The following is a 23,780-nucleotide window of genomic DNA, read 5'->3' on the forward strand; positions in this document are numbered from 1 at the left end:
GCCCAGAAACACCATGAGCATCGTCAATCTCGCCGCATACCATTTCGTCACGATCGAATCGACCGCCGCATGGCGCCCGCCCGTCACCGAACGCTGCAACGCGCTCGGGCTGCGCGGCACCATCCTGCTCGCGCCGGAAGGCATCAACCTGTTCGTCGCCGGCACCCGCGAAGCCGCGGACGCGTTCATCCACTACATCCGTCACGATCCGCTCTTCGAAGGCAAGTTCGCGCATCTCCAGTTCAAGGAGAGCGTGTCCGACACACAGCCGTTCCGCCGGATGCTCGTCAAGCTGAAGCGCGAAATCATCACGATGAAGAAGCCGGCCATCCGCCCCGAACTGGGCCGCGCGCCGTCCGTCGACGCGCCCACGCTGAAGGCCTGGCTCGATCGCGGTCACGACGATGCAGGCCGTCCGGTCGTGATGCTCGATACGCGTAATGCGTTCGAGGTGGACGTCGGTACGTTCGACCAGGCGCTCGATTACCGCATCGCGAAATTCAGCGAGTTTCCGCAGGTGATCGAAGATCACCGCGCGGACCTCGAAGGCAAGACTGTCGTGTCGTTCTGCACCGGCGGCATCCGCTGCGAAAAAGCGGCGATCCACATGAAGGAAGCGGGCATCGAGCATGTGTATCAGCTCGAAGGCGGCATCCTCAAGTACTTCGAGGAAGTGGGCGGCGCGCACTATCACGGCGACTGCTTCGTGTTCGACTATCGCACCGCGCTCAATCCGAACCTCGATCCCACCGAAACCGTGCAATGCTTCGGCTGCCGCGCCGTGGTGACGCCGCAGGAACAGCAATCGCCGCTCTACAAGGCCGGCGAGACCTGCCCGGCGTGCCATCCGGATAGCGAGCGCAACGCCGCTGCAGCCGCGGCGCACGCTGCCTGAACCAGACACGGCTGCACGGTCAGATGACCTACCGCGGCCGCTTCGCGCCCTCACCCACCGGTCCACTGCATTTCGGCTCGCTCGTCAGCGCGCTCGCGAGCTGGCTCGATGCGCGCGCTCACGGCGGCGCGTGGCTCGTGCGAGTCGAGGACGTCGATGCGCCGCGCACTGTGCCCGGCGCCGCTGAAGACATTCTCGATACGCTAGACCGCTTCGGCATGCGCGCCGACGAACCGCCGGTCTGGCAAAGCCAGCGCAGCGCGGCCTATCAGCAAGCGTTCGACGCGTTGCGCACCACCACCGGTCTCGTCTATCCCTGCGGCTGCACGCGCAAGGAAATCGCCGACTCGCTGCTGCACGTCCACGCGCGTCACACCACGCTCGCCTATCCCGGCACCTGCCGTCACGGCCTCAACGGCAAGCCCGCGCGCGCGTGGCGTCTGCGCGTGCCCGACGGCGCGGCGGCCGTGATCCGCTTCGACGACCGCTGGCAGGGTCCGCAAGCGCAGGATCTCGCCACCGAGGTCGGCGACTTCGTGCTGCGCCGGGCGGACGACCAATGGGCGTATCAGCTCGCGGTGGTCGTCGACGATGCGGAGGCCGGCATCACGCACGTGGTTCGCGGCGCGGATCTGCTCGATTCGACCGCGCGGCAGATCTATCTGCAGCAGTGCCTCGGCGTGCCGACACCGAGCTATCTGCACGTGCCGGTCGTGACCAACGACGCGGGAGAAAAACTCAGCAAGCAGACCGGCGCGACCGCACTGGACGTGCGCAATCCGCTGGCCGCGCTGCACGCGGCCGCCGATCATCTGGGTCTGCAGCTGGAAGAAAAGAGATACGCGTCGCTGGACGCGTTTTATGCCGCCGCGACGCGCGCGTGGATGCGGCGTCTAACGCAATTGCGCGGCGGGTAGTACCTGATGAGCGTTCGAAGGAGAACGCTCAATCCTTGCGAACCATCCCCGAACCGCCGAGCAGCGCAGCCAGCGGCCGCTTGCCGGACGATGAAGACGGCGCCGGCGCGGCGGCGTGCTGCGCGGCCTCGCCGTTTTCGGATGAGCGCGACGATGGCGACGGCTCGTAGGGCTTCGAGAAGAAATCGTCGACCGGCGCCGACGTGTGGCGGCCGTGATGCACGCGCTCGAACGAGCCCGCGGTACGGCGGCGCCCCGCGCGTTCGTCGCGGCCATCGCGCTCGCGCCGGTTGCCGCCGCCGCGTTCGTCGTGATGACGCACCGGCGAATCGACCACCAGCCGTTCCACCGTCAGCGGCTTCTTGATCAGCTTCTCGATGTCGGCGAGCTGCTTGCGCTCGTTCGCGCTGAAGAGCGACAACGCGTCGCCCGACGCGCCCGCGCGGCCCGTCCGGCCGATCCGGTGCACGTAGTCTTCCGCGTTGAACGGCAGATCGAAGTTGATCACCGCCGGCAGCTCGACGATGTCGAGACCGCGCGCGGCCACGTCCGTCGCGACGAGCGCCTCGATCTCGCCGCGCTTGAATGCGTCGAGCGCCTGCATCCGCTCCGCCTGGGTCTTGTCGCCGTGAATCGCCGACGCGACCACGCCGTCGCGCTCCAGCTGACGCGCAAGCCGGCTCGCGCCGATCTTGCTGTTGCAGAACACGATCACCTGCTTCAGGTTGCGCTCGCGGATCAGCTGCACGACGGCGCCCGTCTTGTCGCCTTCGGCGACTTCGTAGACGACCTGCGTGACGTTCGCGGCCGTCGAGTTGCTGCGCGCCACTTCGATGGTCTGCGGGTTGCGCAGATAGGTGGACGCGAGCTTCTTGATTTCCGGCGAGAACGTGGCGGAGAACAGCAGCGTCTGCCGCTCTTTGGGCAACAGGTTCAGGATGCGCTGCAGGTCCGGCAGGAAGCCCATGTCGAGCATGCGATCAGCTTCGTCGAGCACGAGGATCTGCACCTGGCCCAACTGCGCCGTCTTCTGCTGCACGTGGTCGAGCAGGCGGCCCGGCGTGGCGATCAGCACCTCGACGCCGCGGCGCAGCTCCGCGGATTGCGGATTCATGTCGACGCCGCCGAACACCACGGCGCTGCGCAGCGGCGTGTGCTTCGCGTATGACTGCACGTTCGCGGCGACCTGGTCGGCGAGTTCGCGGGTGGGCGTGAGAATCAGCGCGCGGACCGGGTGGCGCGCCGGCGACGCGCTGGTGCTGGCGAGCGGCAGCAGCCGCTGGATGATCGGCAGCGAGAAGCTCGCGGTCTTGCCGGTGCCGGTTTGCGCGGCGCCCATCACGTCGCGCCCGGTCAGCACGACCGGGATCGCTTGCGCCTGGATCGGCGTGGGCGTCGTGTAGCCCTGTTCGGCGATGGCCTTCAGCACGTCCGGCGCGAGGCCGAAGTGGTCGAAGGTGACGGCTTCTACAGCAGCCGGTGTCGCGGAATCAGGTTTGACGTCGGTGTCGGACATGGTGGCGTTGGCTTTCGCTAAAAATGCGCCTGCGCGGCGGCGGACGGAGTCGCCAGGGGCGTCAGGATGAAGGCGGAGCCACGGCGTTCCGCACGGGATCCGAGTCGACTGAAAAAAGAAGCGGCTCTGCCAGACAGGCGGCGGCCGGTGGATGTGGCCACCGCAAAGGGCGGTATTGTAGCACTTCAGCAAAAATCCCCATTGCACTGGGCAACGGAAGCTGCTTTCGCCGTCCGCCGGCGCCTGCTGATGATGCCTCGGCACGGCGATCCGCGACCGATCCGCAACCGGTTCGCAACGATCGCGCCGCCCTGGTGGATTCGCCAAGGGCACTGCCGAACTTGCGCCAGAGCGTGCCAGCGCTGTGCGACACGCGCGTGACGCTCGCCGCGCCGCGCGTGCCGCGTCGCTTGCTCACCACGTCTCGCGCATCACCATCAGCCGGATCTCGGTCATGTCGTCGATCGCGTAACGGATTCCCTCGCGGCCGAGGCCCGAATCCTTGACGCCGCCGTACGGCATGTTGTCGACGCGGAACGAGGGCACGTCGTTGATCACCACGCCGCCCACTTCCAGCCGGTCCCACGCGAGGTGCGTATGCGCGAGCGAATCGGTGAACACGCCCGCCTGCAGGCCGAAATCGCTGTCGTTGACGACGGCGAGCGCTTCGTCGAAGCGCTCGAACTGCTCGATGATCGCGACCGGCCCGAACGCTTCCCTGCGATACAGGTCCTCGCCGCGCGGCACGTTTTCGAGCAGCGTCGCCTCGAACATCGCGCCGTCCACCTTGCCGCCCGCGACGATCTTCGCGCCCGCCTTCACCGCCGCTTCCATCCAGCCGGCCAGGCGGTTCGATTCCGATTCGGAGATCATCGGCCCGACGAAGGTCTTTTCGTCCTTCGGGTTGCCCATCTTCAGCGACTTCGTCTTCGCGATCAGCCTGTCGCGCAGCGCGTCGTACAGCGACGCATGGATCAGGATGCGCTGCACGCCGATGCAGCTCTGCCCGGACTGATAGAACGCGCCGAACGCGAGCCGGTCGGTCACGTAGTCGAGCTTGTCGCACTGGTCGGCATCGACGATTGCCGCCGCGTTGCCGCCCAGTTCGAGAATCACCTTCTTCTTGCCCGCTTTCGCCTTCAGCGCCCAGCCGACCGCCGGCGAACCGGTGAACGACAGCAGCTTGAAGCGCTCGTCGGTCGTGAACAGGTCCGCGCCGTCGCGATGCGCGGGCAGCACGGAGAACGCGCCCTTCGGCAGATCCGTTTCCGCGAGCACTTCGCCGATGATCAGCGCGCCGACCGGCGTGCGGCTCGCCGGCTTCAGCACGAACGGACAGCCGGCGGCGATCGCCGGCGCGACCTTGTGCGCGGTGAGGTTCAGCGGAAAGTTGAACGGCGAGATGAACGAGCACGGGCCGATCGGCACGCGTTTCGTGTACGCGTGATAGCCCTTCGCGCGCGGCGAAATCTCCAGATTGACGATTTCGCCGTCGATCCGCACGGACTCTTCGGCGGCCACCTTGAAGGTGTCGATCAGGCGCGTGACCTCGCCTTTCGAATCGTTGATCGGCTTGCCCGCTTCGATGCACAGCGCTTCCGCCAGTTCGTCGTAACGCTCGCGAAAGCGCGACACGCAGTGTTCGAGCACCGCCTGGCGCTTGAACGGCGGAAACGCGCGCAGTTCGTCCTGCGCTTTCACCGCCGCGGCGATCGCCTTGTCGATCGCGGCCGCATCGGCGAGCGCGACGCGCGTCGCGACTTCGCCGCTGAACTTGTCGGTCACTTCAAGATCGGTGTTCGCGGCGACCGGCTCATTCGCGAGGTAGTACGGATAGGTCTTTTTCAGCATGACGCGTTCTCCTTGTCACGGCGCCGCGCCCGCCGCCGCGGGCCGGCATCGATGGAGGCCCAGCACGATGTGTGCCGTGGATGGCCGCGGTGAACTCACAGTTGTGCCGAGAGCCGCTTGATCTCGCGGTTCAGCACGCGCTCGTTGTCCGAGTAGTCGATCGGCAGGTCGATCACGTGCACGCCCGGCGTCGCGAAGCAGTCGCGCAGCAGCGGTCCGAATTCGGCCGCCGCATTCACGCGATGACCCTGCGCGCCGTAGCTCTTCGCGTAGTCGACGAAATCGGGGTTGCGCAGCGTCATCCCGTAGTCGGGGAAGTTCATGTTCTCCTGCTTCCAGCGGATCATCCCGAACGCGTCGTCGCGCAAGATCAGCACGACGAGATCGAGCTTCAGGCGCACCGCGGTCTCGATCTCCTGCGAGTTCATCATGAAGCCGCCGTCGCCGCACACCGCGATCACCTTGCGGTCCGGATGCACGATCTTCGTCGCGATCGCCGACGGCAGGCCCGCGCCCATCGACGCGAGCGCGTTGTCGAGCAGCAGCGAATTCGGCTCGTGCGCGCGGTAGTAGCGCGCGAACCAGATCTTGTACATGCCGTTGTCGAGACACAAAATGCCGTCCGCGGGCATCGCTTCATACACGTCGTTGACGATCCGCACCGGGTACATCGGAAAACGGTCGTCGTGCTGGCCCTTCACGAGATGCTCCTCGAAATGCTGCTTGATCTCGGTGAAGCGCGCGAAGTCCCAGTGCTCGCGGCAATCCTTGAGACTCTCTTTCAGCTGCCACACCGCGTTCGCGATGTCGCCGACCACCTCGATCTGCGGGAAGTACACGGTGTCCACTTCCGCGCCGAGGAAGTTCACGTGAATCACGGTCTTTTCGCCCGCATCGCCGCTGCGCATGAAGAACGGCGGCTTCTCGATCACGTCGTGGCCGACGTTGATGATGCAGTCGGCGTGATCGATCGCGCGATGCACGAAATCGCCGTCGGACAAGGTCGCGTTGCCGAGCCACAGCGGGTGCGATTCGTCGATCACGCCCTTGCCCATCTGCGTCGTGAAGAACGGAATGCCGATCTGGTCGACGAACTCGCGCAGCATCTTGCGCGTCGTCTTGCGATTGCCGCCCGCGCCGATCATCAGGAGCGGATGCCGCGCGCTCGTGATCGCCTCGACCGCGCGCGCCACCGCTTTTTCTTCGGCCACCGGCCGGCGGCTGAAGCTCTTCGGAATCGGCTTGCCGTCGCCCTCTTCATGCGCGACGTCTTCCGGCAGTTCCAGATGCACGGCGCCCGGCCGCTCTTCCTCGGCGCGGCGGAACGCCTCGCGCACGGACGCGGGAATATTGCCGATCGACACGATCTGCCGCGTGTACTTGGTGAGCGGCTCCATCATCCGCACCACGTCGACGATCTGGAAGTGGCCCTGCTTGCTCGACTTGATCGGCTTTTGTCCGGTGACCATCAGCATCGGCATGCCGCCTAGCTGCGCGTACGCGGCCGCGGTCACGAAGTTGGTCGCGCCGGGGCCAAGGGTGGCGAGACACACGCCCGTGCGGCCGGTCAGCCTTCCGTAGGTGGCGGCCATGAAGCCCGCGGCCTGTTCGTGGCGCGTGAGGATCAGACGGATTTTCGAGCGGCGCAGCGATTCGAGGAGATCGAGATTTTCTTCACCGGGGATGCCGAACACGTGATCGACACCTTCGGCTTCCAGCGACTTCACGAACAGATCCGATGCTTTCATGGACGGTCTCGCTTGATGAACGTGCACGGGGCATCACGCCCGCGCAACGGGTTCCAGGAACGGACGATCGACGACGGCGAATGGCGTCGCGCATGACACGCGGGGAGGTGATGAAGAGGCAGAAAGGCCCGCACGAGTGCGCGGACCGCCCGGTGCGCGACGACAGCGCCCAGCTTACTCCTCGAATGCGAAGGCTGCCTGCGTGCGGCCTGGTCAGCGGGCGCCTGGCGGGCGATCAGCGAGGAATCAGCGGACGACCGTCACGCAGTCGGAGAGCATGGGCGGCGCATCGGCGCCGGCGGTGGCGTCGTAGAGGTCCGCGCGCGGCCCCTTGGTCCACCAGGTGTAGCTGCCGGCCTGATACTTCGCGCCGGAGCCTGAAAGCGTGTTGACGAAGAGCATCGGCTGCCCTTTGATCGGCACGAGCGCGAAACTCTGGCCATTGACCGCGTTCCAGTAGCTGACCTGCAGGATGCGGCCGGTCGCGCACGTGTATTTCGCGGTGACGCGCCCTTTCGTCTGGATTTCGGCGAGACGCAGCGGCGCGGCCAGTGCGGCGCCGTGGATGGCGATCAGTGTGACGGCGATCGCACTTGCTGACACAACCGGGAATCGTGGCTTCATGATCAGGGGTCGATTACGTCGGCACAGGCGTCGGTCGGCGTGGCCGCCACGTGACCGACCACCGGAATGATCTTGAGCCCGGCCGACGCCACGCGGCACGGCGCCGCCGCCAGCCCGCAGCCGCCGAGCGCCGCGCACAGCGCCAGCAACGCGGCGCCGCGCGCGATGCCTGCACGCCGGGCGTTGCGATGCTGCCGGCCCGCCGTGTCAGTTGTACCGGCTGTGCCCATGTGCGGCAAGGTGCTTAACTGCTGCACGATGCCAATGCTTACCTGCTTCGAGTCCATCCCTGCCACTCCTGAAACGCACCGCCGACGGCGACGCGTCATGCCGCCATGACCACCTTAACGCGCGAGCTCAACGTTTGGACGACACCGGCCGCACCGCCGCGGCCGCCGCTTTCGCGCGTGCACGGGCTTCGTCGGTATCGGCGCCGGTTGCGAGCGCAACGCCCATACGACGCTTCGTGAAGCTTTCCGGCTTGCCGAACAGACGCAGGTCCGCGTCCGGCACGGCGAGCGCCTCTGCGACACCCTCGAATGCGATGCCCGCTTCGTCGAGCCCGCCGTAGATCACGGCGGACGCGCCCGGCGCGCGCAGCGTGGTGTCGACCGGCAGGCCGAGAATGGCGCGCGCATGCAGTTCGAACTCGGACAGACGCTGCGTGCACAGCGTGACGAGGCCGGTGTCGTGCGGACGCGGGCTCACTTCCGAGAACCAGACGTCGTCGCCGCGCACGAACAGCTCGACGCCGAACAGGCCCCGGCCGCCGAGCGCCTCGGTGACCTTGTGCGCGACCTCGCGCGAACGTTCGAGCGCCTTCGCGCTCATCGGCTGCGGCTGCCACGATTCGACGTAGTCGCCCGCCACCTGCACGTGGCCGACCGGATCGCAATAGTAGGTACGCGTGGCGTTCGTGGCGGGATCGATCGCGCGGACAGTGAGCTGCGTGATCTCGTAATCGAAGTCGATGAAACCTTCGACGATCACGCGGCCGTGATTCACGCGGCCGCCCGCCATCGCGTACTGCCACGCGGGTTCGACGTCCGCATCGCTCTTCAGCACCGACTGGCCCTTGCCTGACGACGACATCACCGGCTTCACGACGCACGGATAGCCAACCTTCGCGATGCCGGCCTTCAGCTCGTCGAGCGAATCGGCGAACGCATAGGGCGAGGTCGGCAGGCCGAGTTCTTCCGCCGCGAGCCGGCGGATGCCTTCGCGGTTCATTGTCAGCTGCGTGGCGCGCGCGGTGGGGATCACTTCGGCGATGCCGTCGGCTTCGATCGCGGCGAGGGCATCGGTGGCGATCGCCTCGATCTCGGGCACGATCAGATGCGGCCGCTCGCGTTCGACGAGCGCGCGCAGCGCCGCGTGGTCGGTCATGTCGATTACGTGCGCGCGGTGCGCGACCTGATGCCCCGGCGCGTTCGGGTAGCGGTCGACCGCGATCACTTCGACGCCGAGCCGTTGCAGCGCAATGATCACTTCCTTGCCGAGTTCGCCCGCGCCGAGCAGCATGACGCGGGTGGCCGAGTCGGAAAGCGGGGTGCCGATGCGTTGGCCGATCTGCATGGAATCTCCGGAAAACGAGGGCGAAGCGGGAGTGGAAGGATAGAGCGCGATGTTAACACGCGGCCCTCCCCGCGCACCGCTGCGGCTCGCCTTCGCGCACCGCCGCCGGCCAGCTTCCGTGGAACCTTTCCGCGCGTCTGTCAAGCTCGCGCGACGGGCGCGTCGTGCGTTACCCTTACGCCTTCGCCAGTCTGGATTGATAGGGAACGACGTTATGCACCAGCCGTCTTCCGCGCGACACGTTGCGCGTCTTACCGCCGCCGCACCGGCTGCGGCTGTGTCCACAGCCGCGGTCACAACGCGTCGCCTCGATGCGCGCCGCGGCGGCCTCGCGCTCGCGTCGCTGATCCTGTGCGCGGCGCTCACGGCCTGCGCGATACCGAAGCATCCGGACGCCACCGCCGAAGCGCCCGATCCGTTCAATCCCGCCGCGGTGCAGCTGCTCGACAACACCAGCTGGACGCTCGCGAGCTGGCGGCAGGCCGGCGGCGCGGCGCGCGAGATTCCGCACGGCACCGACGCAAAGCCGATCACGCTGACGCTCTCCACCGCCGACGGCCGCCGCCGCGCGAGCGGCTTTTCCGGCTGCAACCGCTACATGGGCACCTACGACCTGAAAGACGGCGGCCTCGGCTTCGGCGCGCTCGCAGGTACGAAGATGGCGTGCGCGACGCCGGGTGGCGAACTCGAATCCGCGTATCTCGACGCGCTCGCGCACATCAGCCGCACCGGTGTGCAGATGAAGCCGCCGCAGCAGCTGGAACTCGTGCTCCAGGACGGCGACACGCTGATCTTCGATCGCGCCGATCAGGGTTCGTGAGGACATCTCGTGCTGTGTCGTCGCGACGCTGCGTCGCCGTGGTTTGCGCCGCGCGTGTCGTATGACGTCGCTGCCGAAGTCGCTGGGTCTCGCGCGTCAGCGCGGTCAGCTTCGAGGCGTGATCCTGGGCGCAAGCGCGGTTGCTTCGAACGCATCGGAAGTCTGCCATCTCACCGGTTTAAACTCGCCGGGTTGCGCATCGCGCGCCCTGGCTTTCGTTGATGTCTAGCATGCACACGGTCGTTTCCGGCTGGTTCGGCGTCTCCGCCGTCTGGCTCCTCCCTCTTCTGGTACGGCTCGTCCTAACCGCGCTGCCCGGTGGCGCCGGATTGCGCGGGCCCGGCACGATCCGGCTATGGCTCGGCTTCGTGTGCGTGCTGCTCGCGAGCTGCACGCTGGAAGCGTCCGTGAATGCGAACGGCGATGCATTCGGCCACGCGCTCGCCACGCTGCTCGGCCATCTGGCGGGACACATCGGCACGCCGCTGATCGCGCTCGCGCTGCTGCTCGTGAGCCTGCCGTGGCTGTGCGGTTTTCGCTGGAGCGCGTTCCTCGCGTGGGCCGATGGCGCGTTCGGTCTCGGCTTCGGGCTCGCAGGTCGTATCGGTCGCGCTGGACGCGCCGACGATTCGCGCGAATCACGTGAAACGCGAGCGCAACGCAAGCGTGAGGGTCGGCGCGAACAACGCGAACGGCGCGACGAACGCGCGCGGCGCGGCGCCGATGACGCGGCGCCGCTGCAGACGCTGTCGTCGGTCAATCCAATGGCGCCGAAGACGAACGGCCGCTATTCCCGCCCCACCGTGTGGACGCCTCCGCCGCCGCGACGGGCGCAGCCGTCTTCCGCGGCGACAAGCCGGCCGGGTCATGTCGAGGCCGCCGTTGCACCATCGCGTCATGATGATCGCGCGGCGCCCTGGGCGCGGACCGAGCCCGCGACGAATGGCGACTGGCTGAAATCTGGCCAACCTTCGAATGCGAACGCAAATGCGCCGCGTGACGGGCAAGGTGAGCGTAATCGCGATCGGCCGGTAGTTTCGGCTGCTTCGGTCGGCGTGCGCGCTGGCGTGGGCGCAGGTGCAGTAGCGGCGGCTCGTGGAGTGGCCGCTTCGTCCGCGGCTTCCGCAGCTGGATCTGCCGTGCCGCCGGTGTCTGCGGTGCCGCCGGTGAAACCCGTCGCGCCGGTCGCGCCGCCACGGCCGGCCGTCACATCGCGGCCGCAGACCTTCTCGCGTGCGCCGCAAAACCCTGGTCGCGCTGCGACGAGTGGCGCATCTTCGGTGACGTCTCCGTCAGCAGCGCCCTCGTCTTTGCCTGCATCGACGACGCCAGCGGCACCGGTCGCCCCGCCCGCCAACCCGGCGAGCGTGCAGGCCACGCTGCGCAGCATCGAAGCGAGCGCGGCAAGCTGGATGCAACTGGCTGGCGTCAATCCGGCACAGCCGGGCGGCGCGCAGAGCGGAGAGCCGCCCGCGGATGCCACAAAGCCCGACGAGGCCCCCGGCGTCGACCGTGCGCACACGCAGCCTGCACGTGGAAACGTTGTATCGACCTCCGTGGCTACGGAAGGTCAAAATCGACCGGCCGCGCCCGCGCCGACTCCGGCTCCGATCCCGACGGCGAACGTCGAACCACCGCAGGCGGTCTCCACTGCTGCGAAGGTTCACGAAGAGCCGAACGTGCTGGATACACGTCAACACGATGTGCCGGCCGCTGGACCAGTATCGCAGGCAGCCGATGCGTCGCCAACCGCAGCATCGCCGCACGCGATAGCCAGTCCGTCGATTGCACAACCTGCTCCAACGCCGAGCGGTAAAGACGATGCGATACCGCCATGGGAATCGCCCGCAACGCCAGCGGTCAACGCCAACGATGCAGCGGATGCACCGGCTGCGCAGTCCACGCGGTCCGCAGCAGCGGCGCGTCCGGCACAAGGCGGCCAACCGGCGCAACCCGCATCGCCAATCCGCGAGCCGGATCCGGCCGCTCCGCTCCCGCGCGCCGACACGCGAGCGCTGCACGCGGTCGTGACGCCACCCGCCGCAGCGGTCGAAATTGTCGAACTGGTCGAAGCAACACGCCAGGCGCGCGAGGTCGAAGCCGCGCCCCGGTCCGCTTCGAACGTCGTGCGTTTTCCGGGCACGCCTGTCGCGACCGCGCATCCGGTGCGCGCGGCGTCCGCGCTGCCCACGCATGGCGCGGTCGCGCTGCAGGCCGACGACATGCCGGACGATGCCGACGCGCTGCTTGCCACGCCGAACGAGCAGATCGAAGAACCATCGCCGGCTGCGCTTCCGTTGCACACCCCTGCGGGTGTCGACGAATCCGCCACCGTGCCTGCAGCAGCAGAAGCAATGCAGCAACCCACACCCGCCAGCACACCGGCGGTCGCGCCATCCGCCGTCACGCCCACTAGCGCGCCGGACGCAACGCAGGACGCAACGCAGCGCGCCCCGTTACGCGGCTATGCGCCCACCGGTTTCGAGTTCCACGCGCCGGCCGCATCGGCCGTCGATCTGCCGTCGCTCGACCTGCTCGAACGTGTGTCGGACGACGTCGAACCGATCCCCGAAGAGCGGCTCGCCGAGACCGCCCAGCTGATCGAGCAGCGCCTGCAGGAGTTCAAGGTGCCGGTCACCGTGGTCGGCGCATCGGCGGGGCCGGTCATCACGCGTTTCGAAATCGAGCCGGCGCTCGGCGTGCGCGGCAGCCAGATCGTCGGGCTGATGAAGGACCTGTCGCGCGGCCTCGGCCTCACGTCGATCCGCGTCGTCGAGACGATTCCGGGCAAGACCTGCATGGGCCTCGAACTGCCGAACGCGAAGCGCCAGACCATTCGGCTCTCCGAGATTCTCGAAGCGGACGTGTATCAGCGTTCGTCGTCGAAGCTCACGCTCGCGATGGGCAAGGACATCGTCGGCCATCCGGTCGTCACGGATCTCGCGAAGGCGCCGCACATGCTCGTCGCGGGCACGACCGGCTCGGGCAAGTCGGTCGCGATCAACGCGATGATCGTTTCGCTGCTGTACAAGGCGACGCCCGAAGACGTGCGCCTCATCATGATCGACCCGAAGATGCTCGAGCTCTCCGTGTACGAGGGCATTCCGCATCTGCTCGCACCGGTCGTCACCGACATGAAGCTCGCCGCGAACGCGCTCAACTGGTGCGTCGGCGAAATGGAGAAGCGCTACCGGCTGATGTCCGCGGTCGGTGTGCGCAATCTCGCGGGCTTCAATCAGAAAATTCGCGACGCCGAAGCGCGGGAAAAGAAGATCGGCAATCCGTTCTCGCTGACGCCCGATGCTCCCGAGCCGCTGTCGACGCTGCCGCTGATCGTCGTCGTGATCGACGAACTGGCGGACCTGATGATGGTTGCGGGCAAGAAGATCGAAGAGCTGATCGCGCGGCTCGCGCAGAAGGCGCGTGCGGCCGGGATCCATCTGATTCTCGCGACGCAGCGTCCGTCCGTCGACGTGATTACGGGCCTCATCAAGGCGAATATTCCGACGCGCGTCGCGTTCCAGGTGTCGTCGAAAATCGACTCTCGCACGATTCTCGACCAGATGGGCGCCGAGTCGCTGCTCGGCCAGGGCGACATGCTGTTCCTGCCGCCCGGCACCGGCTATCCGCAGCGCGTGCACGGCGCGTTCGTCGCGGACGAGGAAGTGCACCGCATCGTCGAGCATCTGAAGCAGTTCGGCGAGCCGGAGTACGTCGAAGGCATTCTGGACGGCCCGGCGACGGACGGCGCGCCGCAGGATCTGTTCGGCGATGCGCCCGATGCCGAAGCCGATCCGCTCTACGACGAGGCGGTCGCGTTCGTCGTGCGTACGCGCCGGGCGTCGATCTCATCCGTGCAGCGGCAACTGCGCATCGGCTACAACCGCGCGGCGCGGCTCGTCGAGCAGATGGAGGCGGCCGGGCTGGTTTCAGCGATGGGGATCAACGGCAGCCGCGAGGTGCTCGCGCCGGGCCCGGCGGAGTGAGGCGCGCGCGCATGTGGTGAAGCAGGTCGTGAAGCGCCGGCGCGCTAGCGGGCTAGCGTCAACGTATCGGCGCTTCAGAACTCGTAGCGCCCCCTGAAGAACGCGACGTCGCCCTGATTCACACCGGGAATGCGCGGGATGATCGTGCCCATCAGCGATGCGTTGCGATAACGGACCGACGCCACCGGCTACGCGAGCGGCAACGGTACGTAATGCAGCATATCGTTATGCGCGGTGAACCCCGCGAAATAGCCGCCACCTACCGACAATCCACTCAGCGCGGAACTCGTGTACCACTGCCTCGCCCGGCCGGCGATCGGTTCGGGGCTGCCGTGCGAATCGAGAAAGACGAACGCGAACAGGATGTCTTCGTTGCCGTTCGCATCGGTGTGGTGCTTGCCGACGCCCCCGCCCCATGAGTCCGCGTTCAACGTCGCGCGATGCTCGGCCGTGTAGCCGTCGATGTGCCAGCCGTAACCGGTCAGATACAGATCCCACGTGCCATCGTCGATCTCGCGGTCGATCCGCCCGCACGCCGCCGCGGCCCACTGCACACCGTTGGACGTGCATTGCCCGCGAGCCGGCAACGGCAACAGCAGCCCCACCAGCCAGGCGATTATTGCAAGGACTGCTATCGATTTTGCTCGCATCTGCACGGTCCGCAACACTAGCGCCGCCCGCGGACATAGCCGCGGGCCGCACCACGTATACGGCCGCGCTGTCCGGTTACGTCAGGACGGCGAAACCAGCTTGAAGTCGACCGGCGAGCCGACCTCGAGCCGCTTCGGATCGGGACCGAGCAGGCCGGTCGCCGGATCGCGTTTGAACACGTAGACGGTATCGCTCAGCTGATTGCCGACGATCAGCCAGTGGCCGGTCGGATCGATCGCGAACTCGCGCGGCGACTCGCCGAGACTCGACTGCCGGCCGACGCGCTTCAGCAACCCGCTCGTTGCATCGATCGAAAAGATCGAGATGTCGTTCGCGTCTCCGCGATTCGATGCGTACAGGAACCGGCCGTCGGGCGACAGATGGATCGCGGCGGCGCCAACCTTGCCCTTGAAACCGGGCTCCGCGAGCGGCACGATCTGGCGTTCGGCGAGCTTGCCGTCTTCATACGAAAAGACCGTCACGGTGCCAGCAAGTTCGCTCGTCAGATACGCATATTTGCCGTTCGGCGCGAAGATCAGGTGACGCGGGCCGGTGCCCGGCTTCATCTGCGTATAGCGCACGTCGGTCGGGCCGAACAGGCCGCGGCTGCCGTCGGGCGTGTAGCGGTACGTGTAGAGCTTGTCGGTGCCGAGATCCTGCGCGAACAGATAGTGGCCATCGGGCGAGAACACCGTCGAATGCACGTGCGCGTTATCCTGTCGCCCCTTCACCGGGCCGCCGCCGTCGTGATGCACGGTCAGCACCGCGCGGCCGACCTTGCCGTCCGCCTGCAGCGGAAACACCGCGAAGCTGCCGCCTGGATCCGACGCGACCGAATAGTTCGCGGTGGTCAGGTAGCGGCCATCCGGCGAGATGGCGAGATAACACGGATCGTTACCCTCCGACGACACGCGGTCGAGCAGCGAGAGCTGGCCGCTTTGCCGGTCGAAGCGAAACGCGCTGATGTCGCCGCGCGTGGTGGCGGGACCGTGGTCGCCCGGTAGTTCGTTGACCGCGTACACATACTGCCGGTCGCGGCTCACGACGAGAAACGACGGGTTCACCGTTTGCGCGACCGATAGCGGTGTCGCGTTGCCGGTCTTCGAATCGAAACGATAGACGTAGATCCCTTCGCTCTTGCCGCCGATGTACGTGCCGATCAGCAGATCGTAGACGCCGTCGGCGGGAGCGGGCTGGGCGGTCGCGGCGTCGAGCGACATCTGCGCGAACGCCTGCGAGGCAACCATCGATGCCATCAGCGCGAACCCCTTGATGAGCGAACTGAGCGGGCGTGGCGCGATCGCCGCGTTGATGCGCCGCTGCTGCGGCGTGCGGTACGATGAAGCGGGCATGACATGTGCTGGTACGCGGTCACGGTGGAACATGACGACCTCCCTTCTACGTTGTCGGTCTGTTGCAGGGAACGAGGGGTCTGGTCTGCCACGCGGCCACCGTCGCATTGCGCGAAGACGTTTTCGTGCCAATGCGTGCTGCGCAGCAGTCGCCATGCCACGCGCTTGCGCCGGTCATCGTTGTGCGAGCAAGTATAGAACCCACTCACGGAGCCATCATGAACGTCACGCTCAGTCTCGGCCCGGTCGTCTCGCTGATCGCCGGCATCCTGATTCTCATCATGCCGCGCCTGTTGAACTACATCGTCGCGCTCTACCTGATCATCATCGGGCTGATCCAGATGTTCGGCTATGGACGCATGCACTTCTGACGGATGATCTGACGAATCGCGAACTGCGCCGCCACGTTACGCTGTACAAGCAGCGCGAGCAGCGCGCGGACGCGACGCAGCACCGACGCCGCCGCGACGCGCAAACGGGTCGCGGCGGCGTCGGTGTCACGCGAATCGAACGGATGCAGCAGGCGGACCGAGCCTCGAAGCAGGCCGCCGCGCCGGCGCGCGGATCAGCCGGTAGTGAGCTGGTCGAGCCGCAGGCGGCCCTGCAGCGACAGTCCACCGACCGCATAATGGCCGGAGTCGGAGCGATAGGTCTTGAAGCAGTCGCGTTCGATCAGGAACGACGCGGCGGTCTGCATGCCGTTGCGCGACAGGCCGAGCCGCGCATGCTCAAGCGGCAGCATCGAGTTGTCGGTCAGGTTAGCGGCGGCGGAGAGAATCGTGATGCAATCGGATTTCGACGGGTTCAGCATGGCTTTCGTCCTCGAAAAGCGGCGTTGCACGAGTAGGGAATTCGGAACGACCTGGCCGGACGGCAAAAGTGCCCAGCGATGAACGGCACGATGCATGGCGGATTCATTGCATGCCCATCGCGCACCCATCGCAAACCGCGCATCGGTCGGATTTAACATTTTCCGGTGTGATTGTAAGCAGGCAAATTAGGGGCTGCCAAGTCCTCCGGATGCTTTTTGTGCGATGAACCATCCGGCATCGCAACGGTCCGGTAAGAAGCGCTCCATGCTTTGTCGCGCGCTGCGCCGAAGCGCATTTTTTTCCAGTCTCTCAACGCGTTTGCCATGCCCTCTCCCATTGAAGACTACGCATTGATCGGCGACGGCCACACGGCCGCGCTGGTGTCCCGCTCCGGCTCGGTCGACTGGCTGTGCTGGCCCCGCTTCGATTCCGGCGCGTGCTTCGCCGCGCTGCTCGGCAACGAAGACAACGGCCGCTGGCAGATCGAGCCCGTATCCGAGCAGCCGCCGCGGATCACGCGCCGCTATCGCGGCGAAACGCTGATCCTCGAGACCGATTTCGAAACCGCGGAAGGCGCGGTCACGCTGATCGACTTCATGCCGCCCGGCAACGGCTGGTCGGAGATGGTCCGCATCGTGGTCGGCAGGCGCGGCACCGTGAACATGCGGATGGCGCTCAGCCTGCGTTTCGATTACGGCTTCTCGATTCCCTGGGTCAGCCGCCTGAAGCACGACAGCGGCATCAAGGCGATCGCGGGTCCCGATACGGTCGTGCTGCGCACGCCAGTCGACCTGCGCGGCGAGAACATGCACACGGTCGCGGAGTTCACGGTCTCGGAAGGCGAGCGCGTGCCGTTCTCGCTCGCCTACGCGGCGTCGCATCTGCGCGTGCCGCCCGCGCGCGATCCGCACACCGCGCTCGCCCGTACCGAGAACCACTGGCTCGAATGGGCCGCGCGCGGCACGATCGAAGGACGCTGGGCCGAGCCGATCCGCCGCTCGCTGATCACGCTCCGGGCGCTCGCGTACGAACCGACGGGCGGCGTGGTCGCCGCGCCCACCACGTCGCTGCCGGAGCAGCTGGGCGGCAGCCGCAACTGGGATTACCGCTATTGCTGGCTGCGCGACGCGACCATCACGCTGCTCGCGCTGATGCGCGGCGGCTACTACGACGAGGCGCGCAAATGGCGCGGGTGGCTGGGCCGGGTGATGGCCGGCTCGCCGCGTCAGCTGCAGATCATGTACGGCATCGCGGGCGAACGCCGGCTGCCCGAGTCCGAACTCAGCTGGCTGTCCGGCTACGAAGGCGCCAAACCTGTGCGGATCGGCAACAACGCGGTCGATCAACTCCAGCTCGACGTGTACGGCGAAGTGATGAATGCGCTGCACCTCGCGCGCGTCGGCGGATTGCAGGCGGACGACACCGCGTGGGCCGTGCAGTGCGAGATGCTGGAGCACCTCGAAACGATCTGGGAAGACCCGGACGAAGGTATCTGGGAAACCCGCGGCGGACGCCAGCACTTCACGTTCTCGAAGGTGATGGCGTGGGTCGCGTTCGACCGCGCGGTGCGGTCCGCGGAAAAATTCCAGCTCAAGGGGCCGGTCGATCACTGGCGCGAACTGCGCGACAAGATTCACGCGGACGTCTGCGCGAAAGCGTGGAACCCGTCGCTGAACGCGTTCACGCAGGTCTATGGCGGCGATCAGCTCGATGCCGCGACGCTGCTGATTCCGCTGCTCGGCTTCCTGCCGCCATCCGACGCCCGCGTGGCCGGCACCCTCGCCGCGATCGAGAAATATCTGCTGCACGACGGCTTCGTGTTGCGCTACCGGACGACGGAAGTCGACGACGGCCTGCCGCCCGGCGAGGGTACATTCCTTGCGTGCAGCTTCTGGTACGTGGATAACCTCGCGCTGCAGGGCCGGGTGGACGAAGCGCATGCGATGTTCGAGCGGCTGCTCGGCCTCGCCAACGACGTCGGCCTGCTGGCAGAGGAATATGACCCGACGGCGAAACGGCTCGTGGGTAATTTCCCACAGGCGTTTACCCATGTGGCCCTGGTTCACACGGGACTCAACCTGATCAAGCACGAGCAGGAGATGGCGCAGGCCACCGGTCAGCCGCCGCACGACGGTCAAGAGTCTGACGAATTCTTGCAGGACCCTACGTAGGGAGGTCACGCAACGCCGGTACGATGCAGCCTGATTCAGGGAAAGCCCAAGGAAAACCCGTACTCCGGTAGCTGCACCGCAACGCCGTCAACCAGACGTGGCGAGCCTTCCGGGGCGCGACCGTTGCCGTATACGGGTTTTCCGCAGCGCATTGTTGCTTTGCACAAAATTCACACATCCGCTATGATTTTCGGCAGACTATTCACTTGTCCGACAACCGGGTCGGCAACATTTACGGCCAACCGCCGGTTTCAGCGCCCCCACTGAGCCGCCGGATCTTCACCTTCAGCCGGAGCGCCTATGCTCTACCAACTGCATGAATTCCAGCGCGCGATGTTGAGCCCGCTGACCGCGTGGGCCCAGGCCGCGTCAAAATCGTTCGCCAATCCGGCGAGCCCCCTTGCCTATGTACCGGGCGCCACGAGGCTGTCCGCCGCCTACGAGCTGCTCTATCGCCTCGGCAAGGACTACGAGAAGCCCGAGTTCAACCTGCACCAGATTGTCAAGGACGGCCGCAACATCCCGATCGTCGAGCAGACGATCGTCGAGAAGCCGTTCTGCCGCCTGCTGCGCTTCAAGCGCTACGCGGACGACAGCGATGCGGTCACGCAACTGAAGGACGAACCGGTCGTGCTCGTGTGCGCGCCGCTGTCGGGCCACCACTCCACGCTCCTGCGCGACACCGTGCGCACGCTGCTGCAGGACCACAAGGTGTACATCACCGACTGGATCGACGCGCGGATGGTGCCGTTCGAGGAAGGCACGTTCGACCTCTCCGACTACGTCGCGTACATCCAGGACTTCATCCGCCACATCGGTGCGCGCAATCTGCACGTGATCTCGGTCTGCCAGCCGACGGTGCCGGTGCTCGCGGCGATCTCGCTGCTGGCGAGCCGCGGCGAGGACACGCCGCTCACAATGACGATGATGGGTGGCCCGATCGACGCCCGCAAGAGCCCGACGTCGGTCAACTCGCTGGCCACGCAGCACTCGTACGAGTGGTTCGAGAACAACGTGATCTACACCGTGCCGGCGAACTACCCCGGCGTCGGCCGCAAGGTCTATCCGGGCTTCCTGCAGCACACGGGCTTCGTCGCGATGAATCCGGAGCGTCACGCCGCGTCGCACTGGGACTACTACCAGAGCCTCCTGCGCGGCGACGAGGAAGACGCCGAGGCGCACCGCCGTTTCTATGACGAATACAACGCGGTGCTGGACATGGCCGCGGAGTACTACCTGGAAACCATCCAGGTCGTGTTCCAGGAATTCCGTCTCGCGGAAGGCACGTGGAAGATCGACGGCCAGCTGGTGCGGCCGCAGGACATCAAGGCCACCGCGCTGTTCACGATCGAAGGCGAGCTCGACGACATCTCCGGCAGCGGCCAGACGGCTGCCGCGCACGAGCTGTGCACCGGCATCCCGGAGCAGGACCGCAAGCACTTCACCGCCGAGAAGTGCGGCCACTACGGCATCTTCTCGGGCCGCCGCTGGCGCACCATCATCTACCCGCAGCTGCGCGAGTTCATTCTCGCGCACAACAAGCGGCCGACCGTCGCGAAGAAGGAGCACGTGGAGGCCTGATGGCCCGATGACCCGATGGGTCCGATAACGCGTACGGCGGAATCGGTCCCACGGTTCGGGCAGCACGAAAAAAGACGGCGCCGGAATGCATCCGGCGCCGTCTTTTTTTTCAGTCATCCAGTGGCCGGTGGCGCGTCAGCGCCGCAGCAGATACGCGAGCAGCACCTCGGTGTTCATCTGCACGATCTCGGCACGCTCCCCCGCCGCGCTGAAGTCGCGGCCGAGCGTCGCATTCAGCGTGAAGCGGTTCGACACGATGTAGTAGCCGAGCCCCGAGAGGGTCACGTAGAAGCGCAACGGGTCGACGTTGGTCCGGAACAGGCCCGCGCGTTGGCCGCGCTCGAGAATGCTGCCAAGCGTCGCGACGATCGGCGAGATCATTTCGCGGATCCGCGTCGACTTCTGCATGTACCGTGCCTCATGCAGATTTTCGTTGTTGATGAGCCGAAGCAGATCCGGATGATCGCGGTAGTAGTCCCACACGAAATGCGCGAGACGCGTGATAGCTTCGACCGGCGCGATACCGCCGAGATCGAGCGTGCGCTCCGCTTCGGTGAGCGCGCTGAACGCGTGTTCGAGTACCGCGGTGAAAAGCTGTTCCTTGCTGCCGAAGTAGTAGTAGAGCATCCGCTCATTCGTTTCGGCGCGGCGGGCGATCTGGTCGACGCGCGCGCCGAATAAACCACCATTCGCAAATTCCTCCGCCGCCGCGAGCAGAATGCGACGACGCGTGCCTTCAGGATCTCTTTTGATTTTCGGCTGATTCATGGTGGCAGAGTGCTTCGTGAGCCGCGTTATCCAGATCGCGCCGCCGGCGTCTCCTCGCTTCCACCGACAGCGCTGAACGGGCGCGCCAGGTTGAGGGACACGCTCCTTTCTACGGTCTTTCCAAAAGCGCTTCGATTATGGCACACGGTTAGCCATTAGCAATCGGGGAAATCGGCGATAATGCATTCTTTGGCAACGCCGATCAAAAGCGCGGTGAGCCGCGGGATTGCGGCGGCGAGCGTTGTCGTCCTGCGAACCGCGCCGGCCCGTTCTGACGTCGTGACCGTGACCGATCCGAAATCACTCGCAGATCGCATCGAAGATCTGCTTCCCCAGACTCAATGCACGAAGTGCGGCTTTGACGGCTGCCGTCCCTACGCCGAAGCGATCGCGCGTGGCGATGCGAACTACAACCAGTGCCCGCCCGGCGGCGCCGAAGGCGTCGTGAGGCTCGCGTCGCTGCTCGGCAAGCCGGTGATCCCGATCAATCCCGACAACGGCGTCGAACGGCCGCGTCCACTCGCCGTGATCGACGAAACGCTCTGCATCGGCTGTACCTTGTGCATGCAGGCGTGTCCCGTCGACGCAATCGTTGGGGCACCGAAACAGATGCACACTGTCGTCGAAAAGCTGTGCACGGGCTGCGATCTGTGTGTCGCGCCCTGCCCGGTCGACTGCATCGCGATGGTCCCCGTCACCGGCAATCACACGGGCTGGGACGCATGGACGCAGCAGCAGGCCGACGAGGCGCGCGAGCGTCATGACCGGCGTCTTGTGCGGCTCAAGCTCGAACGCGAGGCGGCGGAGGCGCGTGCCGCGGCGCGACACGCGGGCGGCGGCAACGCGCCGAGCGAGCCTGCGCCGGCACCTGCGGGCGCAGCAAGCGGCGCCGCCACGACGCCCGCAACGGACGACGCCGAAGCGAAGAAACGCGCGATCATCCAGGCCGCGCTCGAACGCGCACGAAAGAAGAAGGAAGAGAGCGCGGCACTGGGCGCCGGACCGCGCAATACCGAGCACGTGAGCGCCGACGTGCAGGCGCAGATCGACGCGGCCGAAGCGCGGCGTAAGCGTCTCGGCATTGCCGCACAGCAAGGCGACCGGAACGACGTGTCGCAGCAGGACAAGGACAGCGACAAAAACAACGGCACCCAAACCGACGAAGCGAAACCGCCGCACCGCAAATAACGGCTACGACTCCATGAACGCAACCAAACGTCGCGCGATCTTCGAAGCGTTGCGCGAGCTCAATCCCGAGCCGAAGACCGAACTCGAATACACGACGCCGTTCGAACTCCTGATCGCCGTGATGCTGTCGGCGCAGGCGACGGACGTGTCCGTCAACAAGGCGATGCGCAAGATGTTCCCGGTCGCGAACACGCCGCAGGCCGTCTTCGATCTGGGCGAAACCGGCGTGACCGAATACATCAAGACGATCGGTCTTTACCGCACGAAAGCGAAGAACGTGATCGCCGCGAGCCGCATCCTGCTCGATCAATACGACGGCGAAGTGCCCGACGATCGCGCGGCGCTCGAGGCGCTGCCGGGCGTGGGCCGCAAGACCGCGAACGTCGTGCTGAACATCGCGTTCGGCGAGCCGACCATCGCCGTCGACACCCACATCTTCCGCGTCGCGAATCGCACCGGTCTCGCGCCCGGCAAGGACGTGCGCGCGGTCGAAAGCGCGCTCGAAAAATTCACGCCGAAAGACTTCGTGCAGCACGCGCACCACTGGCTGATCCTGCATGGGCGCTATGTCTGCAAGGCGCGCCGGCCGGAATGCTGGCACTGCGTGATCGAGCCGCTCTGCGAATTCAGGCCGAAAACGCCGGCGCCGGACCTCTAGGCGCTGCTCGGCACGCTGTCGCGTCGCGGCGTAAAATGCAGCGCTATCCGTTTTCGATTCATGGCCGCGCGGCCACCTGCATACCACGATGTTCAATCCCACCCGCGACGAAGTCCGACAGTTCTTCACCGAAACCTGGCGCAAGCAGCGCGCCGGCGAGATCCTGACGCCGCTCGAAGCGATCGCCGCCGACTGGATCGTCGAGCATCCCGAGTATCACGACGCGCTCGCCGATGCCGGCGCCGCTTCCAGCGACTACTCGCCGGAAGCCGGCCGGACCAATCCGTTCCTGCACCTGTCGATGCATCTGGCCATCAGCGAACAACTGTCGATCGATCAGCCGCCCGGCATCCGTGCCGCGCACGAACGGCTCGTCGCGCGGCTCGGCTCGACGCACGACGCGCAGCACGCGATCATGGATTGCCTCGGCGAGACGATCTGGGAAGCGCAGCGCAACAACACGCCGCCCGACACCGACGCGTACCTCGCGCGCATCGAGCGGCGCGCGTCGCGGGATTGAGCGGCTCCTCGTCGAGCGCGTACGCTCGGCTCACGCATAGCCCACATTTCGCAGATCGAGTAGGGTGAGGGGTTACCCCCTCAGCCCTCTCACACCACCGTACGTGCGGTTCCGCATACGGCGGTTCAGTTCATGCTCTGGAGGCGA

20 protein-coding genes are annotated in these 23,780 nt (G+C 66.3%); 10 read left to right on the plus strand and 10 right to left on the minus strand.

The genetic code is table 11. The features are described from left to right. The first annotated feature begins 13 nt into the window (after positions 1–13). Positions 14–895 (plus strand): sulfurtransferase, encoded by an 882-nt coding sequence (locus DVS29_RS19560; protein ID WP_118182135.1) that lies wholly within the window; start codon positions 14–16, stop codon positions 893–895. A 23-nt stretch (positions 896–918) separates the two neighbouring features. Then, positions 919–1,812 carry a tRNA glutamyl-Q(34) synthetase GluQRS gene (gene gluQRS, locus DVS29_RS19565; protein WP_118182136.1) on the plus strand — a complete coding sequence of 298 codons (894 nt, stop codon included), beginning with the start codon at positions 919–921 and terminating at the stop codon, positions 1,810–1,812. A gap of 28 nt (positions 1,813–1,840) precedes the next feature. Here gluQRS and DVS29_RS19570 read toward each other — a convergent pair whose 3' ends face one another. From DVS29_RS19570 to purT, 6 genes are all read right to left on the minus strand, one after another. Further along, on the minus strand, positions 1,841–3,328 hold the full coding sequence (locus tag DVS29_RS19570; protein ID WP_118182137.1) for a DEAD/DEAH box helicase: 1,488 nt from the start codon (positions 3,326–3,328) through the stop codon (positions 1,841–1,843). Between the two features lie 414 nt (positions 3,329–3,742). Beyond that, complete coding sequence (locus DVS29_RS19575) at positions 3,743–5,179, minus strand: aldehyde dehydrogenase family protein (RefSeq protein WP_118182138.1); 1,437 nt, start codon at positions 5,177–5,179, stop codon at positions 3,743–3,745. A gap of 95 nt (positions 5,180–5,274) precedes the next feature. Next, the gene (locus DVS29_RS19580; RefSeq protein ID WP_118182139.1) at positions 5,275–6,927 is read right to left on the minus strand and encodes an acetolactate synthase large subunit; all 1,653 of its coding nucleotides are present in this window, start codon (positions 6,925–6,927) and stop codon (positions 5,275–5,277) included. Positions 6,928–7,173: 246 nt separating this feature from the next. Beyond that, a complete protein-coding gene (locus DVS29_RS19585; protein WP_118182140.1) occupies positions 7,174–7,551 on the minus strand; it encodes an MliC family protein in 378 nt (125 codons plus the stop codon). A 2-nt stretch (positions 7,552–7,553) separates the two neighbouring features. Continuing rightward, positions 7,554–7,781: a DUF6726 family protein gene (locus tag DVS29_RS19590; RefSeq protein WP_240655696.1), complete on the minus strand. Its 228-nt coding sequence runs from the start codon at positions 7,779–7,781 to the stop codon at positions 7,554–7,556. Between the two features lie 127 nt (positions 7,782–7,908). Continuing rightward, on the minus strand, positions 7,909–9,126 hold the full coding sequence (gene purT / locus DVS29_RS19595) for a formate-dependent phosphoribosylglycinamide formyltransferase (protein WP_118182142.1): 1,218 nt from the start codon (positions 9,124–9,126) through the stop codon (positions 7,909–7,911). 214 nt (positions 9,127–9,340) lie between these two features. On the opposite strand from purT, the gene DVS29_RS19600 reads away from it, so the two are divergent. Both DVS29_RS19600 and DVS29_RS19605 read left to right on the plus strand, forming a co-directional pair. After that, the gene (locus DVS29_RS19600; protein WP_118182143.1) at positions 9,341–9,946 is read left to right on the plus strand and encodes an META domain-containing protein; all 606 of its coding nucleotides are present in this window, start codon (positions 9,341–9,343) and stop codon (positions 9,944–9,946) included. Between the two features lie 230 nt (positions 9,947–10,176). Further along, entirely contained in the window at positions 10,177–13,932 is a 3,756-nt protein-coding gene (locus DVS29_RS19605; protein ID WP_118182144.1) for an FtsK/SpoIIIE family DNA translocase, read from the plus strand. Positions 13,933–14,120: 188 nt separating this feature from the next. Here DVS29_RS19605 and DVS29_RS19610 read toward each other — a convergent pair whose 3' ends face one another. Together DVS29_RS19610 and DVS29_RS19615 are read right to left on the minus strand one after the other, a co-directional pair. Further along, the gene (locus DVS29_RS19610) at positions 14,121–14,582 is read right to left on the minus strand and encodes an antimicrobial peptide resistance and lipid A acylation PagP (protein WP_240655691.1); all 462 of its coding nucleotides are present in this window, start codon (positions 14,580–14,582) and stop codon (positions 14,121–14,123) included. Between the two features lie 81 nt (positions 14,583–14,663). Beyond that, a complete protein-coding gene (locus tag DVS29_RS19615; RefSeq protein WP_420816132.1) occupies positions 14,664–15,968 on the minus strand; it encodes a lactonase family protein in 1,305 nt (434 codons plus the stop codon). Between the two features lie 185 nt (positions 15,969–16,153). Here DVS29_RS19615 and DVS29_RS19620 point away from each other — a divergent pair, with 185 nt between their 5' ends. Continuing rightward, entirely contained in the window at positions 16,154–16,306 is a 153-nt protein-coding gene (locus tag DVS29_RS19620) for a DUF3096 domain-containing protein (RefSeq protein ID WP_118182145.1), read from the plus strand. A gap of 194 nt (positions 16,307–16,500) precedes the next feature. Here DVS29_RS19620 and DVS29_RS19625 read toward each other — a convergent pair whose 3' ends face one another. Then, entirely contained in the window at positions 16,501–16,746 is a 246-nt protein-coding gene (locus DVS29_RS19625; RefSeq protein WP_118182146.1) for a hypothetical protein, read from the minus strand. A gap of 324 nt (positions 16,747–17,070) precedes the next feature. Between DVS29_RS19625 and DVS29_RS19630 the strand changes: the two genes are divergently transcribed. Together DVS29_RS19630 and DVS29_RS19635 are read left to right on the plus strand one after the other, a co-directional pair. Beyond that, on the plus strand, positions 17,071–18,918 hold the full coding sequence (locus tag DVS29_RS19630; protein WP_118182165.1) for a glycoside hydrolase family 15 protein: 1,848 nt from the start codon (positions 17,071–17,073) through the stop codon (positions 18,916–18,918). A gap of 300 nt (positions 18,919–19,218) precedes the next feature. After that, positions 19,219–20,499, plus strand: a complete 1,281-nt coding sequence (locus tag DVS29_RS19635) for a polyhydroxyalkanoate depolymerase (RefSeq protein WP_118182147.1) — start codon at positions 19,219–19,221, stop codon at positions 20,497–20,499. Positions 20,500–20,634: 135 nt separating this feature from the next. Here DVS29_RS19635 and DVS29_RS19640 read toward each other — a convergent pair whose 3' ends face one another. After that, positions 20,635–21,267: a TetR/AcrR family transcriptional regulator gene (locus tag DVS29_RS19640; protein WP_118182148.1), complete on the minus strand. Its 633-nt coding sequence runs from the start codon at positions 21,265–21,267 to the stop codon at positions 20,635–20,637. Between the two features lie 285 nt (positions 21,268–21,552). Here DVS29_RS19640 and rsxB point away from each other — a divergent pair, with 285 nt between their 5' ends. The 3 genes from rsxB (at position 21,553) to DVS29_RS19655 (ending at position 23,633) form a co-directional block, all read left to right on the plus strand. Beyond that, on the plus strand, positions 21,553–22,455 hold the full coding sequence (rsxB, locus tag DVS29_RS19645) for an electron transport complex subunit RsxB (RefSeq protein WP_240655692.1): 903 nt from the start codon (positions 21,553–21,555) through the stop codon (positions 22,453–22,455). 13 nt (positions 22,456–22,468) lie between these two features. Further along, positions 22,469–23,113 carry an endonuclease III gene (gene nth, locus DVS29_RS19650; protein ID WP_118182150.1) on the plus strand — a complete coding sequence of 215 codons (645 nt, stop codon included), beginning with the start codon at positions 22,469–22,471 and terminating at the stop codon, positions 23,111–23,113. Positions 23,114–23,201: 88 nt separating this feature from the next. Next, positions 23,202–23,633: a DUF1841 family protein gene (locus DVS29_RS19655; RefSeq protein ID WP_118182151.1), complete on the plus strand. Its 432-nt coding sequence runs from the start codon at positions 23,202–23,204 to the stop codon at positions 23,631–23,633. Positions 23,634–23,780: the final 147 nt, after the last annotated feature.

The sequence above is a fragment of the Paraburkholderia phosphatilytica genome (assembly GCF_003443895.1).
Taxonomy (GTDB): domain Bacteria; phylum Pseudomonadota; class Gammaproteobacteria; order Burkholderiales; family Burkholderiaceae; genus Paraburkholderia; species Paraburkholderia phosphatilytica.

Coding starts and splice junctions, on each gene's coding strand:
- DVS29_RS19560 (WP_118182135.1), top strand. CDS start 14: ATGAGCATCGTCAATCTCGCCGCATACCATTTCGTCACGATCGAATCG.
- gluQRS (WP_118182136.1), top strand. CDS start 919: ATGACCTACCGCGGCCGCTTCGCGCCCTCACCCACCGGTCCACTGCAT.
- DVS29_RS19570 (WP_118182137.1), bottom strand. CDS start 3,328: ATGTCCGACACCGACGTCAAACCTGATTCCGCGACACCGGCTGCTGTA.
- DVS29_RS19575 (WP_118182138.1), bottom strand. CDS start 5,179: ATGCTGAAAAAGACCTATCCGTACTACCTCGCGAATGAGCCGGTCGCC.
- DVS29_RS19580 (WP_118182139.1), bottom strand. CDS start 6,927: ATGAAAGCATCGGATCTGTTCGTGAAGTCGCTGGAAGCCGAAGGTGTC.
- DVS29_RS19585 (WP_118182140.1), bottom strand. CDS start 7,551: ATGAAGCCACGATTCCCGGTTGTGTCAGCAAGTGCGATCGCCGTCACA.
- DVS29_RS19590 (WP_240655696.1), bottom strand. CDS start 7,781: ATGGGCACAGCCGGTACAACTGACACGGCGGGCCGGCAGCATCGCAAC.
- purT (WP_118182142.1), bottom strand. CDS start 9,126: ATGCAGATCGGCCAACGCATCGGCACCCCGCTTTCCGACTCGGCCACC.
- DVS29_RS19600 (WP_118182143.1), top strand. CDS start 9,341: ATGCACCAGCCGTCTTCCGCGCGACACGTTGCGCGTCTTACCGCCGCC.
- DVS29_RS19605 (WP_118182144.1), top strand. CDS start 10,177: ATGCACACGGTCGTTTCCGGCTGGTTCGGCGTCTCCGCCGTCTGGCTC.
- DVS29_RS19610 (WP_240655691.1), bottom strand. CDS start 14,582: ATGCGAGCAAAATCGATAGCAGTCCTTGCAATAATCGCCTGGCTGGTG.
- DVS29_RS19615 (WP_420816132.1), bottom strand. CDS start 15,968: ATGTTCCACCGTGACCGCGTACCAGCACATGTCATGCCCGCTTCATCG.
- DVS29_RS19620 (WP_118182145.1), top strand. CDS start 16,154: ATGAACGTCACGCTCAGTCTCGGCCCGGTCGTCTCGCTGATCGCCGGC.
- DVS29_RS19625 (WP_118182146.1), bottom strand. CDS start 16,746: ATGCTGAACCCGTCGAAATCCGATTGCATCACGATTCTCTCCGCCGCC.
- DVS29_RS19630 (WP_118182165.1), top strand. CDS start 17,071: ATGCCCTCTCCCATTGAAGACTACGCATTGATCGGCGACGGCCACACG.
- DVS29_RS19635 (WP_118182147.1), top strand. CDS start 19,219: ATGCTCTACCAACTGCATGAATTCCAGCGCGCGATGTTGAGCCCGCTG.
- DVS29_RS19640 (WP_118182148.1), bottom strand. CDS start 21,267: ATGAATCAGCCGAAAATCAAAAGAGATCCTGAAGGCACGCGTCGTCGC.
- nth (WP_118182150.1), top strand. CDS start 22,469: ATGAACGCAACCAAACGTCGCGCGATCTTCGAAGCGTTGCGCGAGCTC.
- DVS29_RS19655 (WP_118182151.1), top strand. CDS start 23,202: ATGTTCAATCCCACCCGCGACGAAGTCCGACAGTTCTTCACCGAAACC.